We start from the raw sequence: 16,326 nt of genomic DNA on the forward strand, positions 1-16,326 counted from the left end.
CACCGGGCCTACGGTCGATCGACGTTACTGATCGTCCGCCTAGGGAAGTGATCGGGATGGATCTGTCGTTCCTTGTCGTCGTGGTGATCATCACCGCATTGGTGTTCGACTTCACCAACGGGTTCCACGACACCGCCAATGCGATGGCGACGTCGATCGCCACCGGCGCACTGAAACCGAAGGTCGCGGTGGCTGTGTCCGCCGTGCTGAACCTGGTCGGCGCGTTCATCTCCACCGAGGTCGCCAAGACGATCTCGAGCGGGATCGTCGACGACGCCAAAGTGACCGTGCCGGTGATCTTCGGCGGCCTGGTCGGCGCCGTGCTGTGGAACTTGATGACCTGGTACGTCGGCCTGCCGAGCTCGTCGTCGCACGCGCTGTTCGGCGGCCTGATCGGCGCCACCTGGATCGCCTCCGGGAGCAGCGCCGTGCACTTCACCACCGTCGTGCAGAAGATCATCATCCCGGCGGTCGCCGCGCCGATCGTGGCCGGCGTCGTCGCGCTGCTCGGCACGTTCCTGGCCTACAAGATCACCCACCGGGCCGAGAAGAAGACGGTCACCGAGGGCTTCCGGGTCGGTCAGATCGCGTCCGCCTCGATGGTGTCGCTGGCCCACGGCACCGGTGACGCGCAGAAGACGATGGGTGTGATCACGCTGGTGCTGATCACCTCGGGCACCCTGGCCTCGGGATCTGCGCCGCCGGTCTGGGTCATCCTGTCCTCCGGTCTCGCGATCGCGGCCGGCACCTATCTGGGCGGCTGGCGGATCATCCGGACGATGGGCAAGGGCCTGACCGAGATCGAGTCGCCGCAGGGCTTCTCCGCCGAGACCAGCTCGACCGCGGTCCTGCTGGCTTCGTCCCACCTGGGCTTCCCGCTGTCGACCACGCAGGTCTGCTCGGGCAGCATCCTCGGCGCCGGCCTCGGCAAGCGGCTGGCCGAGGTGCGCTGGACGGTGGCCGGCCGGATGGCCGTCGCCTGGGTGCTCACGCTGCCCGCCGCCGCGATCGTCGGCGCGCTGGCCGGGCGGGTGGCCGACTCCGGCAACATCGGCGTGCTGATCATCGCGATCCTCGCGGTCGCGGCCGGTGTCGCCATCTACGCGGCCTCCCGGCGCAAGCCGGTCACGTCGAAGAACGTGAACGACTACCCGACCTCCACCCCGGCCGCCAGCTCGGCCGCGGCGGCCTGAGAGGAGTACGGCGATGCACATCGACTGGAGTTCACTCGGTCAGGTGGCACTGGCCAGCCTGATCTTCGGGGTCGGCCTGGCGGTCCTGTTCGCGTTCGGGGTCAGCGCGATGTCGCGGCGCGCGGTCGCGATCGACGCGAAGCGGCAGCCGTCCGTCGTGGACACCGGCGTCGCGGCACTCTGCTTCGCGGGCTGCCTGGCCGCGGTGCTGTACGGGCTGTACCTGATCATCCCGCAGTTCCACTGAGTCTCTTGAGTCTCTGAGAGGTACGACGGGCGGTCTGGCGGCTGCCCGTCGTACGTCTTCTCAGGGTGCGGCTCAGCGGTTCCAGCGCCGGACCGACTTCGCCACGTCCTTGGCGCGGATCGAGCCGAGGTTGTACTCCCACGCGGCCAGCAGCCGGTCGCCCAGTACTTCCGCGTCGAGGTACGTCCGCGGCCGTACGGCGACCGCCCATGTCGCAGCGGCGGCGTGGCCCTGCTGGTGCAGCAGGTGGTCCACCGTCGCCTCGATGCGGCCCACCTGCTCGTCACGCAGGCCGTCACAGGCCCACTCCTGCAGGATCTTCGGGTCGTCGGCCGTCATTCTGGCCAGATAGGTCAACGGACCCCGCCAGAAACCCCTGCTGCCGATGCTGTCCAGCGTCTCCAGCGGGAACCAGCCGTTCGGGTTCCGCCGGCCGTTCACCGCGGACTCGATCTCGCGGGCGCGCTCCGGATTCAGCCCGCGGGTCGCCCAGTCGACGAAGAACGCTCCGGCGTCCGGGATGTGCTCGGCCACATGCGGCGCCGGAGTCATCGCGCCCGGGTCGAACAGATGCAGCTCTTCCGGTGAATCGAACAAAACCTTCCCCGCCCGCTCGTGTCGCAGGCCACCGACACCGGCCCGCCGCACAGGGACCCCCCAGGTTCCTGCTCAGTCAACGAAAGCCTTCGTACCCTCGTTCCGCCCCGAGGGTCAAGGTCCTGTCCGCCGTCTTAACGACGTTTGGAGGCCCGGCGGGCAAGCTCTTCCTGGTCGAGTCGTTCGGCCTCGGCCGGGGTCGGCGCGCTGCCGCCGTACGCCGCGGGCAACCACCAGGCCCCGGCGGGCTGCTCGGGGTACGAGCGGACGGTCTCGTCGAGCATCCCGGCCATCGTGGACCGCAGCTGTGCGGTCGCCTCGGCCGCGTCGTCGTCGCGCGTCACCGTGATCGGTTCGCCGACGGTGATCGAGATCGGGCGGTGCCGGGAGAAGTCCCGCGGATGGTCCTTGGTGAACATCCGCTGCGTGCCCCACAGGATCATCGGGATCACCGGTACGCCGGCCTCCGCCGCCATCCGGACCGTGCCGGACTTGAACTCCTTGAGCTCGAACGAACGGCTGATCGTGGCCTCCGGGAACACGCCGACGACCTCACCCGCGGCCAGGTACTCCAGCGCCTTCTGGTACGACGCCGCGCCCGCGTCCCGGTCGACCGGGATGTGGTGCATGCCGCGCATCAGCGGACCGGAGTACCGGTTGCGGAACAGCACCTCCTTGGCCATGAACCGGACCAGCCGCTTGCTCGGCAGAGCGCCGTACCCGCCGAGGATGAAGTCGACGTAGCTGATGTGGTTGAGGGCGATCAGCGCGCCGCCGGTCCGGGGCACGTTCTCCGTGCCGGTCAGGCGGAGCTTCAGGTCCAGCACCTTGAACGAGGTCCGGGCGAAGGCGATGACGGGCGGGTACACGAGGTCGCGCATACCTGGACGCTACAGGCTTCGTCTAGGGTGGTCGTGACAACTTGAGATCGCGGGAGCTCGCACCGTAGCGGGCTGAGAGGGCGGCTGGGTTCTGATCCCGGCGCCGCCGACCGCCGAACCTGTCCGGGTAATTCCGGCGTAGGGAGCACCAGCATGGTGAATGTCAGCACGATCCGTCCGACGGTGACGACGGGTCCGATCTCCGGCTCGGAGAAGATCTGTCGCGGGGAGCTCGGCGTACCGGCTCGTCGCGTGCATCTGACCAACGGGGAGCATTTCGACCTGTACGACACGTCCGGTCCGTACACCGACGCGTCGGCGCAGATCGACGTACAGGCGGGCCTTCCCGCGTTGCGGCGCGAGTGGATCGCGGGACGCTCGGGACTGACCCAGCTCGGGCATGCGCGAGCCGGGACGATCACCGACGAGATGAGGTACGTCGCCGTCCGGGAGGGCGTCGACCCGGAGTTCGTCCGGGCCGAGGTGGCCCTCGGACGGGCGGTGATACCGGCGAACCGGCGGCATCCGGAGAGCGAGCCGATGATCATCGGCAAGAAGTTCTTGGTGAAGGTGAACGCGAACATCGGCAACTCCGCCGTCACCAGCTCGGTCGAGGAAGAGGTCGAGAAGCTCGTGTGGGCGACCCGGTGGGGCGCGGACACGGTGATGGATCTGTCGACCGGGAAGAACATCCACGAGACGCGGGAATGGATCCTGCGGAATTCGCCGGTGCCGATCGGGACGGTGCCGCTGTACCAGGCGCTCGAGAAGGTGAACGGCGATCCGGCCGCGCTGTCGTGGGAGGTGTACCGCGACACGGTGATCGAGCAGTGCGAGCAGGGCGTGGACTACATGACCGTGCATGCCGGCGTACTGCGACGGTACGTGCCGCTGACCGCGCGACGCATCACCGGGATCGTGTCGCGCGGCGGGTCGATCATGGCGGCGTGGTGCCTCGCGCATCAGCAGGAATCGTTCCTGTACACGCATTTCGCGGAGTTGTGCTCGATCCTGCGGGAGTACGACGTGACGTTCTCGCTGGGCGACGGGCTGCGGCCCGGGTGCATCGCGGACGCGAACGACGAGGCGCAGTTCGCGGAACTGCGGACGCTGGGTGAGCTGACCCGGATCGCCTGGGAGCACGACGTACAGGTGATGATCGAGGGCCCGGGACATGTGCCGATGCACAAGATCGCCGAGAACGTGCGGCTCGAGGAGGAGCTGTGCGGCGAGGCGCCGTTCTACACATTGGGGCCGTTGGCAACTGATGTGGCGCCGGCGTACGACCACATCACCTCGGCGATCGGCGCCGCACAGATCGGCTGGCTGGGTACGGCGATGCTCTGCTACGTCACGCCCAAGGAGCATCTCGGGCTGCCGGATCGCGATGACGTGAAGACCGGTGTGATCACGTACAAGATTGCTGCTCACGCGGCGGATCTGGCCAAGGGACACCCGGGCGCGCAGGACTGGGACGACACGTTGTCCAAGGCAAGGTTCGAGTTCCGCTGGGAGGATCAGTTCAACCTGTCGCTGGATCCGGACACGGCCCGGTCCTTCCACGACGAGACGTTGCCGGCCGAGCCCGCCAAGACCGCCCACTTCTGCTCGATGTGCGGGCCGAAGTTCTGCTCGATGCGGATCACCGCCGACCTCCGGGCCGAATACGGGGAGTAATCGGCTGAAGCGATTCAGGTTTTGTCCTTCACTCTACGTGAATAAGACTGTAGCCTTAAGCCGTTCAGAAGGAGGTGCAGGGCGATGGTCTTCGTTCTCACGGTAGATCAGCGGGGCAGCCGAAGCACGAGCGATCTCGTACCCGAGCTGCTGAACTCCCTGAACCGCCGCCCGCGCCGGTCCGGACTGCTGCGGAGGTTCGAGCGGACCGCCGGCGACGAGGTACAGGGCGTGTTCTCCGAGGCCCGGTCGACGGTCGACGTGATCGTAGAGCTGCTCCGCGCCGACTCCTGGTACGTCGGGCTCGGTATCGGCGAGGTGACCCAGCCGCTGCCCCGCAGTACCAGAGCAGGCAGCGGTGAGGCGTTCGTGTTCGCCCGCGAAGCCGTGACGAAGGCCAAGTCGAGCCCCCACCATGTGAATGTGGTGGGGGCCGACTCGCGGGTCGCGGAGCAGGTGGAGACGGTGCTGTGGCTGATGGCGTCCGTACTGCGGCGCCGGAGCGAGCGTGGCTGGGCAGTGGCGGACCTGTTGGCCGAAGGACTCACCAGGCGGGAGATCGGCGTGAAACTCGGCATCAGCCAGTCGGCGGTGACGCAACGTGCGCAGGCGGCGGGATTCGCCGAGGAACAGCGCGGACGGGTGCTGGCCGCGGACCTGCTCGGTGCTGGAGTCGCTGCGTGACGGCGCTGGTCCTGTCGTTGACGGCCGCCGGGCTGATCCTTGCTGTGCTCGCATGGGTGCCCAGGTCCGGTTCCAACCTCGAGATCGTGATCAGCGGCGTCATGCTCGCCTGTCTCGCCGCTGTCGGCGTACTGCTGCTGTCAGGGCACGGAGTGGCCGGCTGGGCCGAGCGCTGGTGGAACGTGCTGCTCCTGCTCGCCGGAGGGCTGGCAGTGACCGGCGGCGGCCCGCTGACGACATCTGTGCTGGCCCTGGTCGACCGGAACAACACCAGAGCCCAGTCGACCCAGAAAGCCGGTGAGGTACTGCGTGGCGGCGCGCTGATCGGAGCCCTCGAGCGGACCGCGATCTACGCGTCCCTGGTAGCCGGCTGGCCGGAAGGCATCGCAGTAGTACTGGCGATCAAGGGCCTTGCCCGGTACCCGGAGCTCCGCAGCCCCGACCAGCCGGCCTCAGTGACTCCGCAGGCCGTCGCCGAGCGGTTCATCATCGGCACCTTCACCAGCGTGCTGTGGGCGGTTACCTGCGCCGGTCTCCTGCGTTCGCACTGACGTCAGCTCTTGATCACGATGTCGCTGACGACCTTGTCGTGCCAGGTCTGCTTCTTGTCGTCCCACAGCGGCCAGAGGACGTTGAGGAAGCAGAGCTGATTGAAGATCTGGGCGCAGACCTCGCGGCCGAGATTCTTGCCCATGCCGATCAGCTGACCGGTGTGTGCGTCCACGATCCGCAGGCCGGTCACCTTCTTGCCGAACGACTGGCCGGTGCGGCCCTGCTGGATGATGCGGTTCCACACCCAGATACCGAAGGCGACCAGGAAACCGGCGATCATCGCGATCCCGCCGCCGGTGCCCAACTCGTCCTGGTCGCCGTCGATGACCAGTGCGGCGAGCACCCCGGCGATCGACGGAATGGCCATGATGAGCGAGTCGACCAGTGACGCGCCGACCCGGATCGGCCAGTCCGCCAGCCGGCCCGGTGGCGCATAGCCGTACCCGCCGCCCGGAAAGCCTTGCCCGTAAGGGTTGTAGCCCTGCGTCGGGTACTGACCAGGCGGTGGATACTGACCGTCGTACGGCCCTGAGGGAGGGGTGCTCACGACAGGTCAGAGCTTGATGACGTAGGTGTTGTTGATCTTGTCGGCGAACGTCTGCCGCTTCTCGTCCCACAGCGGCCACAGGTAGCCGATGTAGCAGGCCAGGCCGTCGAGGATGTGTGTGAGCTGGCGGAGGAACGTCCTACCCGCGCCGATCGGCTGGCCGGTGTCGGCGCCGACGAGCTTCAGCCCGAGCACCTGCTTGCCGACGGTCTGACCGGTGCTGCCCTGGCGGATCAGGATGTTCCAGATCGCCAGTCCGACGCCGGCCAGGTAGAAGATCAGGCCGATGATCCCCAGCACCGAGTTGTTGGTGTTGCCCGCGATCGCGGAGCCGATACCGGACGGCACACCGACGATCAGCGCGTCGACGAACCAGGCGCCGACCCGGTTCGGCCAGGCCGCCAGGTTGCCGGGGATCCCGCCGAAGCCCGGCTGGCCGTAGGGCTGACCGTACGCCTGGCCAGGCTGGCCGTAGGGACCCGGCTGGCCGTACTGGCCGGGCTGCTGGGGATAGCCCGGCTGCTGGCCGTACTGACCAGGCTGCTGGGGATAACCCGGCTGCTGCCCGTAGCCAGGCTGGCCGCCGTACCCCGGCTGCTGCCCGTACTGGCCCGGCTGCTGCCCCGGCTGACCAGGTTGACCGTACTGGCCGGGTTGGCCGTACTGACCCGGTTGCTGTGGGTCTTGCGGGCCGTAACCCGGCGGTGGCGTCGGATTGCTCACGACGATCCCTTCTACTGAAGACATGTGAGGAGTGAGTTGCAGGCTACGGGTCAGACGGCTCAGACCTGTCGACGGATCCCACCGGTTGAGAGTTACCGTTAGGGGGTGAGCGTCTCGCAGAGCGTCGTACTCCGGCCGGCCGGTCCGGTCCAGCCGTTGGACCGCCGGGTCTGGGGCCTGTCCGCGGTCGGTGTCGGCGGGTTCGCGCTGGCCGGGCTGTACCAGCTGTCCGGCGGCCGGATCGGCGTCCCGTGCATCCTGCACGCCACCACCGGTCTGAACTGCCCGCTCTGTGGGTCGACCCGGATGGCGGCCGCCTTGCTCCGCGGCGATCTGGACGCCGCCTGGCACTTCAACCCCGTGATCCTGGTGCTCGGCCCGCTCGTCGGCATTGCCGTCGGCTACCAAGTGCTTGCCTGGGGCCTCGAATCGCTGCGGCTGGTGCGCCTGCCCAGGCTGTCGATGAGCCCGCAGGTCGCGGACTGGCTGATCAAGGGCGTCATCGCCCTGCTCGTCGTGTACGGCGTCGCCCGCAACCTGAACTGACGCCGTCGCGGGGCCACGCCGGCCCCGCGACGAGCAGGATCAGTTGGACGCGAGTCCGATGATGTAGAACAGCAGTCCCAGGCCGGTCAGGGCGGCGCCGCCGATCCACGCGACCTTTGCCAGCGTGTCGGAGCGGCCCTGCTCGCGGAACTTGCCCTGGGCAATCAGCCCGAGCACGATCGAGGCCGGCGTACAGATCACCAGGCAGACGATGCCGATGATCGCCAGCGTCTGCGGGGTGTTGTTCTGCGGTACGGCGCCGCCGCCGTACCCGTAGCCGGACTGGCCGTACGCGCCGTACTGGCCGGGCTGCTGACCGTACGCACCCGGCTGCTGCTGGCCGTAACCGCCTTGCTGGCCGTAGCCCTGCTGCTGCCCGTACTGACCCGGCTGCTGCTGCCCGTATCCCGGCTGCTGCTGGCCATACTGCCCAGGCTGGCCCGGGTACTGCTGCTGGCCGTACCCCGGCTGCTGCTGGCCGTACTGCCCAGGCTGCTGACCGTACTGGCCCGGCTGGCCGTACTGGCCCGGCTGCTCAGGCTGGCTCTGGCCGTACGGATTCGGCTGGCCGTACTGGCTCGGCTGTTCACCCGGGGTCTCGGGAGTGTCCTGCGGCCGGTTCTGGTCGTTCTGGTCGTCGCCGGGAGGTGGCGTCGGAGTGCTCACCGCGGTTCCCTTCTGAGAACGTCGAGGAATCCCCAGAGGCTATCTTTTCCACAGGTTCGCGGTCACGTCCCCACACCGGTCCGTGGACCCCTTAGGGTCTCGTCTGTGACTGAGACCCCTCGTGAACCCGCGCCCGGTCAGGGCCCTGGCGGCGATCCCGACCGCCATCTCCCGGTGCAGTACCCGACGCCGCCCACTTTCGAGGCCGCCCCCCAGGCCCAGCCCGGTCCGTACGGGATGCAGCCGGGCGCGTTCCCACCGCCCGTCGGCGGCCAGTACCAGCAGCAGCCCCAGCCGCCGCTGGTGGCCCTGCCTGCCGGTCCGGTGCTGGTGACGATCGGCGACATCTCGGTGGAACAGCAGCGGATCGTCACGCCCGCCGGCGTACTGCCGACACACGGGACCAACTGGTCGGCGATGGACATGTCGCGGACCGAGGAGAAGATCCCCGGCTGGGCGATCGTGCTGGCGATCATCTTCGCGCTGGCCTGCCTGCTCGGCCTGCTTTTCCTGCTCTGCAAGGAGCGCCGGACCACCGGCTTCGTCCAGATCACCGTGCAGAACGGCAACCGCACTCACAACACCCACGTCGGTGTGAGCTCGCCGCAACAGGTGGCCGACGTCCTTGCCCGGGTCAACTTCGCCCGTTCGCTCTGCGTCTGACACGGGTCCGAAACGCCGACGGCCGCCGCGACGGACCTCGTCGCGGCGGCCGGCAGCAAACCGTCGTACGGCGGATCAGCCGAAGCGACCCGTGATGTAGTCCTCGGTGGCCTTCTCCGTCGGGTTGGAGAAGATCTGCTTGGTCGGGGCCATCTCGATCAGCCGGCCCGGCTTACCGGTGGCGGCCAGGTTGAAGAACGCGGTCTGGTCCGAGACCCGGGCCGCCTGCTGCATGTTGTGCGTGACGATGACGACCGTGAACTGGTCCTTCAGCTTCTCGATCAGGTCCTCGATCGCCAGCGTGGAGATCGGGTCCAGGGCCGAGCACGGCTCGTCCATCAGGATCACCTCGGGCTCGACCGCGATCGCACGCGCGATGCAGAGCCGCTGCTGCTGACCGCCGGACAGACCCGCGCCCGGCTTGTCGAGGCGGTCCTTGACCTCGTTCCACAGGTTCGCGCCGTGCAGGGACCGCTCGACCACCTCGGTCAGCTTCTTGCGGTCCTTGACGCCGTTCAGCTTCAGGCCGGACGCGACGTTGTCGAAGATCGACATCGTCGGGAACGGGTTCGGCCGCTGGAACACCATGCCGACCACGCGGCGGACGGCGACCGGGTCGACCCCGGAGCCGTACAGGTCCTGCTGGTCCAGCAGCACCTTGCCCTCGACCCGGGCGCCGGGGATCACCTCGTGCATCCGGTTCAGGGTCCGCAGGAAGGTGGACTTGCCGCAGCCGGACGGGCCGATGAACGCGGTGACCGAGCGGGGCTCGACCGTCATCGACACATCCTCGACGGCCTTGAAGTCGCCGTAGTAGACGTTGAGGCCGCTGACCTCGATGCGCTTAGCCATATCGACTCAGAACCTCTCGTGACTATTTCGACTTGATGGCGCTGAACCGGGCGACGAGCCTGGCCAGCACGTTGAGGACAAGGACAAGCAGGATCAGCGTCAGTGCGGCTGCCCAGACCCGGTCGGCGGCCGGCTGCAGCGCCAGCTCGGTCCGGTCCTGGTTGATCATCGTCGGCAGCGCGCCCATGAATCCGTTGAACGGGTTCAGGTTGATGTTCTTCGAGTAGCCGACCAGGATCAGCAGCGGCGCGGTCTCACCCATCACGCGGGCCAGACCGAGCATCACGCCGGTGACGATGCCGCCGAACGCGGTCGGCACGACCACCTTCATGATCGTCTTCCACTTCGGCACCCCGAGCGCGTACGACGCTTCTCGCAGTTCGTCCGGGACGAGTTTGAGCATCTCCTCGGTGGACCGCAGTACGACCGGGAGCATCAGCAGCACCAGCGACAGCGACACTGCGAAGCCGACCCGGTTGAAGCCGAAGATCGTGATCCAGACCGCGTAGATGAACAGTGCGGCGACGATCGACGGGACACCGGTGAGGATGTCGATCATGAAGCTGACCACCCGGGCGGCCTTGGTGCCCTTGCCGTACTCGACCAGGTAGACCGCGCCGAGGACGGCGATCGGCACCGCGATCACGGCGGTGATGAGCGACATGATCAGCGTGCCCATGATGGCGTGGTACGCGCCGCCGCCTTCGCGCCGGACGGTGATGCCGCGCTGCGACTGGCTCCACCAGTCCGCGCTCAGCAGCAGGTGGTAGCCCTTGCTGATCACGGTGCCGAGGATCCACAGCAGCGGGATCATCGCGACCACGAAGGCCAGCACGATCAGCACGGTGGCCAGCGTGTTCTTGAAGGCCCGGGCGCCGGACTTGCCGGACAGATCCAGCTCCTGACCGTCGTACGCCGGTTTGTTCTCTGCGATCGCGGTCATGAGGACGCTCCTTGGGCTGCGGCGCGGCGGCTGCGGCGGGGACGCCGGCCACCGGGGCCGCTGCGGTCGACGATGATCCGGGCCGCGGAGTTGACCAGGAACGTGACGACGAACAGAACCAGGCCGGCCGCGATGTAGGCGCCGGTCTTCTCCGGCGAGTCGAACTCGGCGGCGTTGTTGGCGATCTTCGACGCGAACGTCTCGCCGCCGGCGAAGATCGACGAGTTCCACGGGTCGTTGCCGTTCGGCACCGACAGGATGATCAGGACGGCGACGGTCTCGCCGAGCGCGCGGCCGAGGCCGAGCATCGATGCGCTCACCACGCCGGAACGCCCGTACGGCAGGACCGACATCCGGATCATCTCCCACTTGGTCGCGCCGAGTGCCAGCGCGCCCTCACGGTGCGCGATCGGTGTCTGCGCGAAGATCTCCCGGCTGATCGCGGTGACCACCGGCAGGATCATGATCGCCAGTACGACGGACGCCGTGAAGACCACGCCGACGTTGTCGCCCGGCGGCTTCTCGAACAGCGGGATCCAGCCGAGTGCGTCGGACAGGCCGTTGATCACCGGCAGCAGGATCGGGGCGAAGAACAGGATGCCCCACAGGCCGTAGATGATCGAGGGGACCGCGGCCAGCAGGTCGACGGCGTACGCGACCGGCTGGGCCAGCCGCTTGGGGGAGTAGTACGTGATGAAGAGCGCGACGCCGATCGCGATCGGGACCGCGATCAGCATCGCGATGATCGAGCTGATCACGGTGGTGTAGAACATCGCAGCGATACCGAACCGGGGCTCGTCGCCGCCGGGCTCCCAGATCCGGGAGAACAAGAAGCTGCTCTTGTTGTCGGCCAGCGCCGGGATCGCCAACGCCAGCAGGAAGATGCCGACGAACGCGACGATCAGGACCACCAGGCCGCCGGAACCACGGGCGAACCCGCTGAACAGCCGGTCACCGAGATGACCGACCGGACCGAGCTCCATCTTCTTCTCCGGCTCGGTCGCAGCGGCGGTGCCGACTGCGGCCTCGGGGCCGGTCTCGGTCATCACTTCGGCGGGCTGATCCGCCTCGTGCTCGGCGTGTTCCTCGGCGAGGCCCTCGAACCGCGGAGTCGGTCCCGCGTCGTCGTGGACCAGATCCTCGATCTTGGGTTGTTCCTGTCCGGCGGCCGTGCCGTCCGGCCGGTCGGGCGGTGCCGTGCCGTCTGGACTACTCATCGATGGTGCTCCAAGCGCCTGGGTCGTGATCTGTCACGTCTGGGTCTGACGAGGCGAGCCCCGGCCGTCTCCGATGAACAATCGGACCGCCGGGGCTCGCATCAGTGCTACTTCGAGGTCAGCTGATCGCCTGGATGGCGGCGTCGACCTTCGTCTGGATCTCGGCCGGGAGCGGCGCGTAGTTCAGGTCGGTCAGCGAGGCCTGGCCGTCCTTGCTGACGAAGTAGCTCAGGAAGCTCTTCACCAGCGCGGTCTTCTCGGCCGGGAGACCCTTGGTGCAGGCGATCTCGTAGGTGACCAGGATGATCGGGTAAGCACCCGCGGCCTTGGTCGCGTAGTCCAGCTTCAGGGCCAGGTCGGACCCGGTGCCGGCCGGCTGCGCGGCGGCCAGGGCCTTACCGGCGGAGTCGGCGGACAGCTCGATCGGGGTGCCCGAGCCGTTGTCGATCTGCGCGATGGTCAGCTTGTTGTCGACGGCGTACGACCACTCGACGTAGGTGATCGAGTTCTTGGTGCTCTTGACGCCCTCGGCGACACCCGCGGACTTCTCCTTGCCGGCGCCGGTGCCGGTCCACTTCTTGGCCGGCTCACCGGTCCAGGCGCCACCGCCCGAGGCCTTCAGGTACTTGGTGAAGTTCTCGGTGGTGCCGGACTCGTCCGAACGGAAGAAGACCGAGATCGGGGCCGACGGGAAGGTCACGCCCGGGTTCAGCTTGGTGATGGCCGGGTCGTTCCAGGTCTTGATGGTGCCCTGGAAGATCTTCGCGGCGGTCGGGCCGTCGAGGACGAACTTGTCGACGCCGTCGACGTTGATCGCGATCGCGACCGGGCCGATCACCATCGGCAGGTCGATGGCCGGGTTGCCCCCGCAGCGCTTGGTGGCGGCGGTCATCTCGTCGGGCTTCAGCGCCGAGTCGGAGCCGGCGAAGTCGACCTGGTTCGCGTTGAACTGCTTGACGCCCGCACCGGAACCGGTCGGGTTGTAGTTCACCGTGACGTCGGCGCACTTCTCGTTGTACTTGCTGATGACCTCGTCGATGGCGTTCTTCTGCGCCGAGGAGCCCTCGGCGTTCAGAGTGCCCTGCGGGCAGTCTGCACCGGTGGACGACGTCGAGGAACCGGGGCTCGAGGAGCCGGACGGCTCGGGGTCACTGCCACAGGCGCTCAGAGCGAGGACGCCGAGGGATGCCACGGCGACGGAGCCGACGCGGAGCAGGCGATTGACGGACACGAGAATGTTGCCCTTCTGCGGGAATCAGACTTCTTGAACTTCCACAGACGGTAGGGAGAGCAGGTGACCGACCGGTCCGTCGCTGGTGAACGAGCGGTGAACGGTTCCAGTAGCGTGTGCGACGCCTGGCGTGCCGACAGGCAGCCATTAGGTGAACTGAGTTAAGAGCCGTCACACTCTGTCGATGTAAACGGCCGTTGGCTCACGTTTCGGTAACGCTCAGCGCACTGTCAACGAGAACGAGCGACTGCCCGTGGTCTGGATCGGCAGCCCGTAATACGTCATCCCCGGGACGGCAACACGGTACTGCGTGGTCGTGCCGCGACCGGCAGCCCGGATCGACATCGTTGCCTTACCTTTAGCAACCGGCACCGTCAGCACGCTGCGCCAGTACTTGCCGTCCCAGCGCTGCAGCGCGCCCTTCACGGTCCCGCCCGGCTTCACGTCCACGGTCAGCTTCACCATCTGCCCGACCTGCGCGGTCCGAACGTTGAACCCGGCAACGGCGAAGTTCGCCAGCGTGGGGATGTACTTCGTCCCCGAGGTCGCCAGCGCCGTGACCGTCGAATAGCCGCTCCAGGCCGGGGCGTAGAAGCGGTACTCGCGACCGCCGACGGCGACCGGTTGGGCCTCGAATCCGCTCAGGTCGAACGAGGTGTAGCGCCCGGCGTACTCCCAGGGCTTGGCAGCGCTCGCCCTGGTCTGCATCGTGATCGGGATCCCCGCGCCACCGAACAGCCGGCCCTTGCCGCAGTTGCCCGGGTTGTCGCAGAGCAGCGCGCCCGCGATACCGGAGATCGTCATCGGCTTGCCGAAGACGCCGTACGCCGGTCCGGCCTTGAGGGCGAACTTCATGTCCGTGTAGTCGACCTGGTCGGGCGACATCCCGCCCCACTCGTTCGTCGCGATGACCAGGGTCGTCAGCGGACGCGGGCGTGGCGGCACGACCGCCGTCGTGGTGCCGAGCGGATGCGGGAACAGCTCCGTCTTGTCGGTGGGCAGGGACCAGGCCTTCACGATGACCTCGCCGACCTGGCCGACCGGCACGTCCAGCGGGTCGCCCGGGGTGTTGTCCTTCGGAGCCGGCGGGTTGGTCCAGGTGAGGCGCAGCGACCCGTCGGCCTGCGGAACCGCGGCGGTCACGGTCGGTGCGGCGGGGATGTTCGTGTCGAACCAGGGCGAGTACGCGGCTGCGCTGTCACCGGTCGCGTCGGTCGTCACCACGGCGACCCGCGCGGTCTTCCCCGACTGCACTACCCAGCGATGGTTGAAGTCGTTGTCCGAGGTCGCGAGCCAGCCCATCGGCGCCGTTCCGTCCTGGTACTCGATGCGCAGCTTGTTGGCGGCCCCGGCATCCGTCCACTGCACCCGCATCAGGCTGGTCGCCGGATCCGACCAGCTGACCTGTACGCCGGTCGGCGGCGGTGGTGCGGCGTGGGCCGTGGTGGTCTGGAGCGCACCGAGCAGTACGGCGGCGGTCGCGGTGGCGACGATTCTGCGCATGTCGGAGTCCCCCAGGTGAACGGCGCGCCTGGAGGTCACCCCTGCCACCAGTGCGCTGTCGGATCGTAGCGCATCGGGGCGCACGGTCAGCTGGAGAAGTCCTCCGGGGCGACGCTGTCGAGGAACTGGCGGAAGCGTTCGAGCTCGGCCTGTTCCTCTTCGGGGGTGGCGATGCCCGCTTCGCGGAGCACCTGTTCGGTACAGCGGATCGGCGTACCGAGGCGGACGGCGAGTGCGACCGAGTCGCTCGGTCTCGCGGACACGCGGGCGCCGTTGGCGAGTACGAGTTCGGCGTAGAAGACGGCGTCGCGCAGTTCGACGATCTCGACGGCCTCGATGTGGACGCCGAACGCCTCGATCAGGTCGCGCATCAGGTCGTGGGTGAGTGGTCGCGACGGGCGCAGGCCCTGCTCCTCGTACGCGATCGCGGTTGCTTCGACCGAGCCGATCGAGATCGGCAGGTAGCGGTAGCCCTCGGTCTCGCGCAGCATCATCACCGGGGCCCGGTTGGGTGATTCCATCCGGATCCCGATCAGTGTCAGTTCTCGCATCATCGTCATGGTGCGCCCCGAACCTCTCCTCAGACCGGCACCCGGTGGGGCGCCGGTTCCTCGGGTAGGAACATACCCGTCACCTCCAGTGTCACCCGGCTGCCCCGTCGGCTGTGCCTGGATCGTCACCGAGCCGTGTCGCAGTGTGCTCAGGGGGCCCGGAAGCGCTCGTGGACGAGGCGTCCGTCGGCCAGCCGGTGCGCGACCAGAAAGGCGCCGGTGGAGAACTTGCCCACCTTCAGGCCCAGTTCCCGGGACAGGGCCGGCAGCACCGGCCGGTGCGAGCAGACGACCGTCACCTTGCCCGGGCGCCACACCCGCTCCGCCAGACCGCGCAGACCGCCCGGATCGGCGTCGTACCCCCGCTCCGAGATCTCCGGCCAGAGGTGGATATGCCGGTCGATGGAGGCGGCGTACGGCGTGACTGTGGCGGCACAGCGCTCCGCGTCGCTGCTGATGATCCGGTCCGCGCCCAGAGCGGCCAGTACGTCGGCCAGCCGCTCGGCAACCGCCGTACCGTTGCTGGTCAGCGGGCGGACCGTGTCCTTGCCGTCCCAGTCCTTCCGCTTCACCGCCTCCGCGTGCCGGACCACGACCACCGTGGAGACCACGGGTACGGCGTGCTCCAGTGCGTCCAGGATGTCCACGTCACGCGGGTAGCTGAGCTTGTTGCGGGCCTTGTCGACCGGGAGCCAGCTGATCTCGTCGACTTCGTCGTTCGGCTCGAAGTCGCCCTCATTCAGAGGTACTGCGGACCAGTAGTGGACCAGCTTCTCTGCGGTGCCGCCGTTCTTGCGGACGGCGTACCGCTGGACGCCGAGCGGTGGACCGAGCAGGACCTGTACTCCGGTCTCCTCTGCGATCTCCCGGCGCGCTGCGAGCAGCACGTGCTCGTGTGCGTTCAGCTTGCCCTTGGGCGGGGACCAGTCGTCGTACCTGGGACGGTGCACCAGCAGCACCTCACGGGTGCCGCGGCGCTCTCGCCAGACGACACCACCCGCGGCGATGACCGTCGCCGGGTTGCTCATGACTTCACCTTAGGAAATGTGCTCC

At 67.9% G+C, this 16,326-nt stretch carries 19 protein-coding genes; 7 read left to right on the forward strand and 12 right to left on the reverse strand.

Features of this window, described 5'->3' with window-relative positions; genetic code table 11:
* Nucleotides 1–56: 56 nt before the first annotated feature.
* Entirely contained in the window at nucleotides 57–1,193 is a 1,137-nt protein-coding gene (locus tag FDA38_RS02685) for an inorganic phosphate transporter (RefSeq protein WP_137252468.1), read from the forward strand.
* 13 nt (nucleotides 1,194–1,206) lie between these two features.
* On the forward strand, nucleotides 1,207–1,440 hold the full coding sequence (locus FDA38_RS02690; protein ID WP_137252469.1) for a hypothetical protein: 234 nt from the start codon (nucleotides 1,207–1,209) through the stop codon (nucleotides 1,438–1,440).
* A gap of 72 nt (nucleotides 1,441–1,512) precedes the next feature.
* Here the strand turns inward: FDA38_RS02690 and FDA38_RS02695 are convergent, their stop codons facing one another.
* Both FDA38_RS02695 and FDA38_RS02700 read right to left on the reverse strand, forming a co-directional pair.
* On the reverse strand, nucleotides 1,513–2,037 hold the full coding sequence (locus FDA38_RS02695) for a hypothetical protein (protein WP_233714487.1): 525 nt from the start codon (nucleotides 2,035–2,037) through the stop codon (nucleotides 1,513–1,515).
* Nucleotides 2,038–2,171: 134 nt separating this feature from the next.
* Nucleotides 2,172–2,918, reverse strand: coding sequence for a lysophospholipid acyltransferase family protein (locus FDA38_RS02700; protein ID WP_137252470.1), 747 nt, complete (start codon nucleotides 2,916–2,918; stop codon nucleotides 2,172–2,174).
* A 153-nt stretch (nucleotides 2,919–3,071) separates the two neighbouring features.
* Here FDA38_RS02700 and thiC point away from each other — a divergent pair, with 153 nt between their 5' ends.
* The 3 genes from thiC to FDA38_RS02715 all read left to right on the forward strand — a co-directional run bounded on the left by thiC (nucleotide 3,072) and on the right by FDA38_RS02715 (nucleotide 5,830).
* Entirely contained in the window at nucleotides 3,072–4,595 is a 1,524-nt protein-coding gene (thiC, locus tag FDA38_RS02705; RefSeq protein WP_202877534.1) for a phosphomethylpyrimidine synthase ThiC, read from the forward strand.
* Nucleotides 4,596–4,679: 84 nt separating this feature from the next.
* Nucleotides 4,680–5,279 (forward strand): helix-turn-helix domain-containing protein, encoded by a 600-nt coding sequence (locus FDA38_RS02710; protein ID WP_137252471.1) that lies wholly within the window; start codon nucleotides 4,680–4,682, stop codon nucleotides 5,277–5,279.
* Complete coding sequence (locus FDA38_RS02715; RefSeq protein WP_137252472.1) at nucleotides 5,276–5,830, forward strand: hypothetical protein; 555 nt, start codon at nucleotides 5,276–5,278, stop codon at nucleotides 5,828–5,830. The genes FDA38_RS02710 and FDA38_RS02715 overlap by 4 nt, the downstream gene beginning before the upstream one ends.
* Nucleotides 5,831–5,832: 2 nt before the next feature.
* Here the strand turns inward: FDA38_RS02715 and FDA38_RS02720 are convergent, their stop codons facing one another.
* Nucleotides 5,833–6,378 (reverse strand): RDD family protein, encoded by a 546-nt coding sequence (locus tag FDA38_RS02720; RefSeq protein WP_137252473.1) that lies wholly within the window; start codon nucleotides 6,376–6,378, stop codon nucleotides 5,833–5,835.
* Between the two features lie 6 nt (nucleotides 6,379–6,384).
* Nucleotides 6,385–7,125 (reverse strand): RDD family protein, encoded by a 741-nt coding sequence (locus FDA38_RS02725; RefSeq protein ID WP_137252474.1) that lies wholly within the window; start codon nucleotides 7,123–7,125, stop codon nucleotides 6,385–6,387.
* Between the two features lie 81 nt (nucleotides 7,126–7,206).
* Here FDA38_RS02725 and FDA38_RS02730 point away from each other — a divergent pair, with 81 nt between their 5' ends.
* Nucleotides 7,207–7,647 (forward strand): DUF2752 domain-containing protein, encoded by a 441-nt coding sequence (locus tag FDA38_RS02730; protein WP_202877535.1) that lies wholly within the window; start codon nucleotides 7,207–7,209, stop codon nucleotides 7,645–7,647.
* 39 nt (nucleotides 7,648–7,686) lie between these two features.
* Here FDA38_RS02730 and FDA38_RS42580 read toward each other — a convergent pair whose 3' ends face one another.
* Nucleotides 7,687–8,313, reverse strand: coding sequence for a hypothetical protein (locus FDA38_RS42580; RefSeq protein WP_202877536.1), 627 nt, complete (start codon nucleotides 8,311–8,313; stop codon nucleotides 7,687–7,689).
* A 105-nt stretch (nucleotides 8,314–8,418) separates the two neighbouring features.
* On the opposite strand from FDA38_RS42580, the gene FDA38_RS02740 reads away from it, so the two are divergent.
* Complete coding sequence (locus FDA38_RS02740; RefSeq protein WP_137252475.1) at nucleotides 8,419–8,976, forward strand: hypothetical protein; 558 nt, start codon at nucleotides 8,419–8,421, stop codon at nucleotides 8,974–8,976.
* Between the two features lie 75 nt (nucleotides 8,977–9,051).
* On the opposite strand, the gene pstB is transcribed toward FDA38_RS02740, so the two are convergent.
* The 7 genes from pstB to FDA38_RS02775 form a co-directional block, all read right to left on the reverse strand.
* Nucleotides 9,052–9,828: a phosphate ABC transporter ATP-binding protein PstB gene (gene pstB, locus FDA38_RS02745; protein WP_137252476.1), complete on the reverse strand. Its 777-nt coding sequence runs from the start codon at nucleotides 9,826–9,828 to the stop codon at nucleotides 9,052–9,054.
* A gap of 22 nt (nucleotides 9,829–9,850) precedes the next feature.
* The gene (gene pstA / locus FDA38_RS02750; RefSeq protein ID WP_137252477.1) at nucleotides 9,851–10,771 is read right to left on the reverse strand and encodes a phosphate ABC transporter permease PstA; all 921 of its coding nucleotides are present in this window, start codon (nucleotides 10,769–10,771) and stop codon (nucleotides 9,851–9,853) included.
* A complete protein-coding gene (gene pstC, locus FDA38_RS02755) occupies nucleotides 10,768–11,754 on the reverse strand; it encodes a phosphate ABC transporter permease subunit PstC (protein ID WP_202877628.1) in 987 nt (328 codons plus the stop codon). Before pstC ends, pstA begins: the two co-directional genes overlap by 4 nt.
* Before the next feature lie 352 nt (nucleotides 11,755–12,106).
* Nucleotides 12,107–13,219 (reverse strand): phosphate ABC transporter substrate-binding protein PstS, encoded by a 1,113-nt coding sequence (gene pstS, locus FDA38_RS02760; protein ID WP_137252478.1) that lies wholly within the window; start codon nucleotides 13,217–13,219, stop codon nucleotides 12,107–12,109.
* A 219-nt stretch (nucleotides 13,220–13,438) separates the two neighbouring features.
* On the reverse strand, nucleotides 13,439–14,722 hold the full coding sequence (locus FDA38_RS02765; protein ID WP_137252479.1) for a hypothetical protein: 1,284 nt from the start codon (nucleotides 14,720–14,722) through the stop codon (nucleotides 13,439–13,441).
* 86 nt (nucleotides 14,723–14,808) lie between these two features.
* Nucleotides 14,809–15,282, reverse strand: coding sequence for a bifunctional nuclease family protein (locus FDA38_RS02770; RefSeq protein ID WP_134105638.1), 474 nt, complete (start codon nucleotides 15,280–15,282; stop codon nucleotides 14,809–14,811).
* Between the two features lie 140 nt (nucleotides 15,283–15,422).
* Nucleotides 15,423–16,301, reverse strand: a complete 879-nt coding sequence (locus tag FDA38_RS02775) for an NUDIX hydrolase (protein ID WP_137252480.1) — start codon at nucleotides 16,299–16,301, stop codon at nucleotides 15,423–15,425.
* Nucleotides 16,302–16,326: the final 25 nt, after the last annotated feature.

The sequence above is a fragment of the Kribbella jiaozuonensis genome (assembly GCF_005233875.1).
In the GTDB taxonomy this organism is placed as follows: Bacteria; Actinomycetota; Actinomycetes; order Propionibacteriales; family Kribbellaceae; genus Kribbella; species Kribbella jiaozuonensis.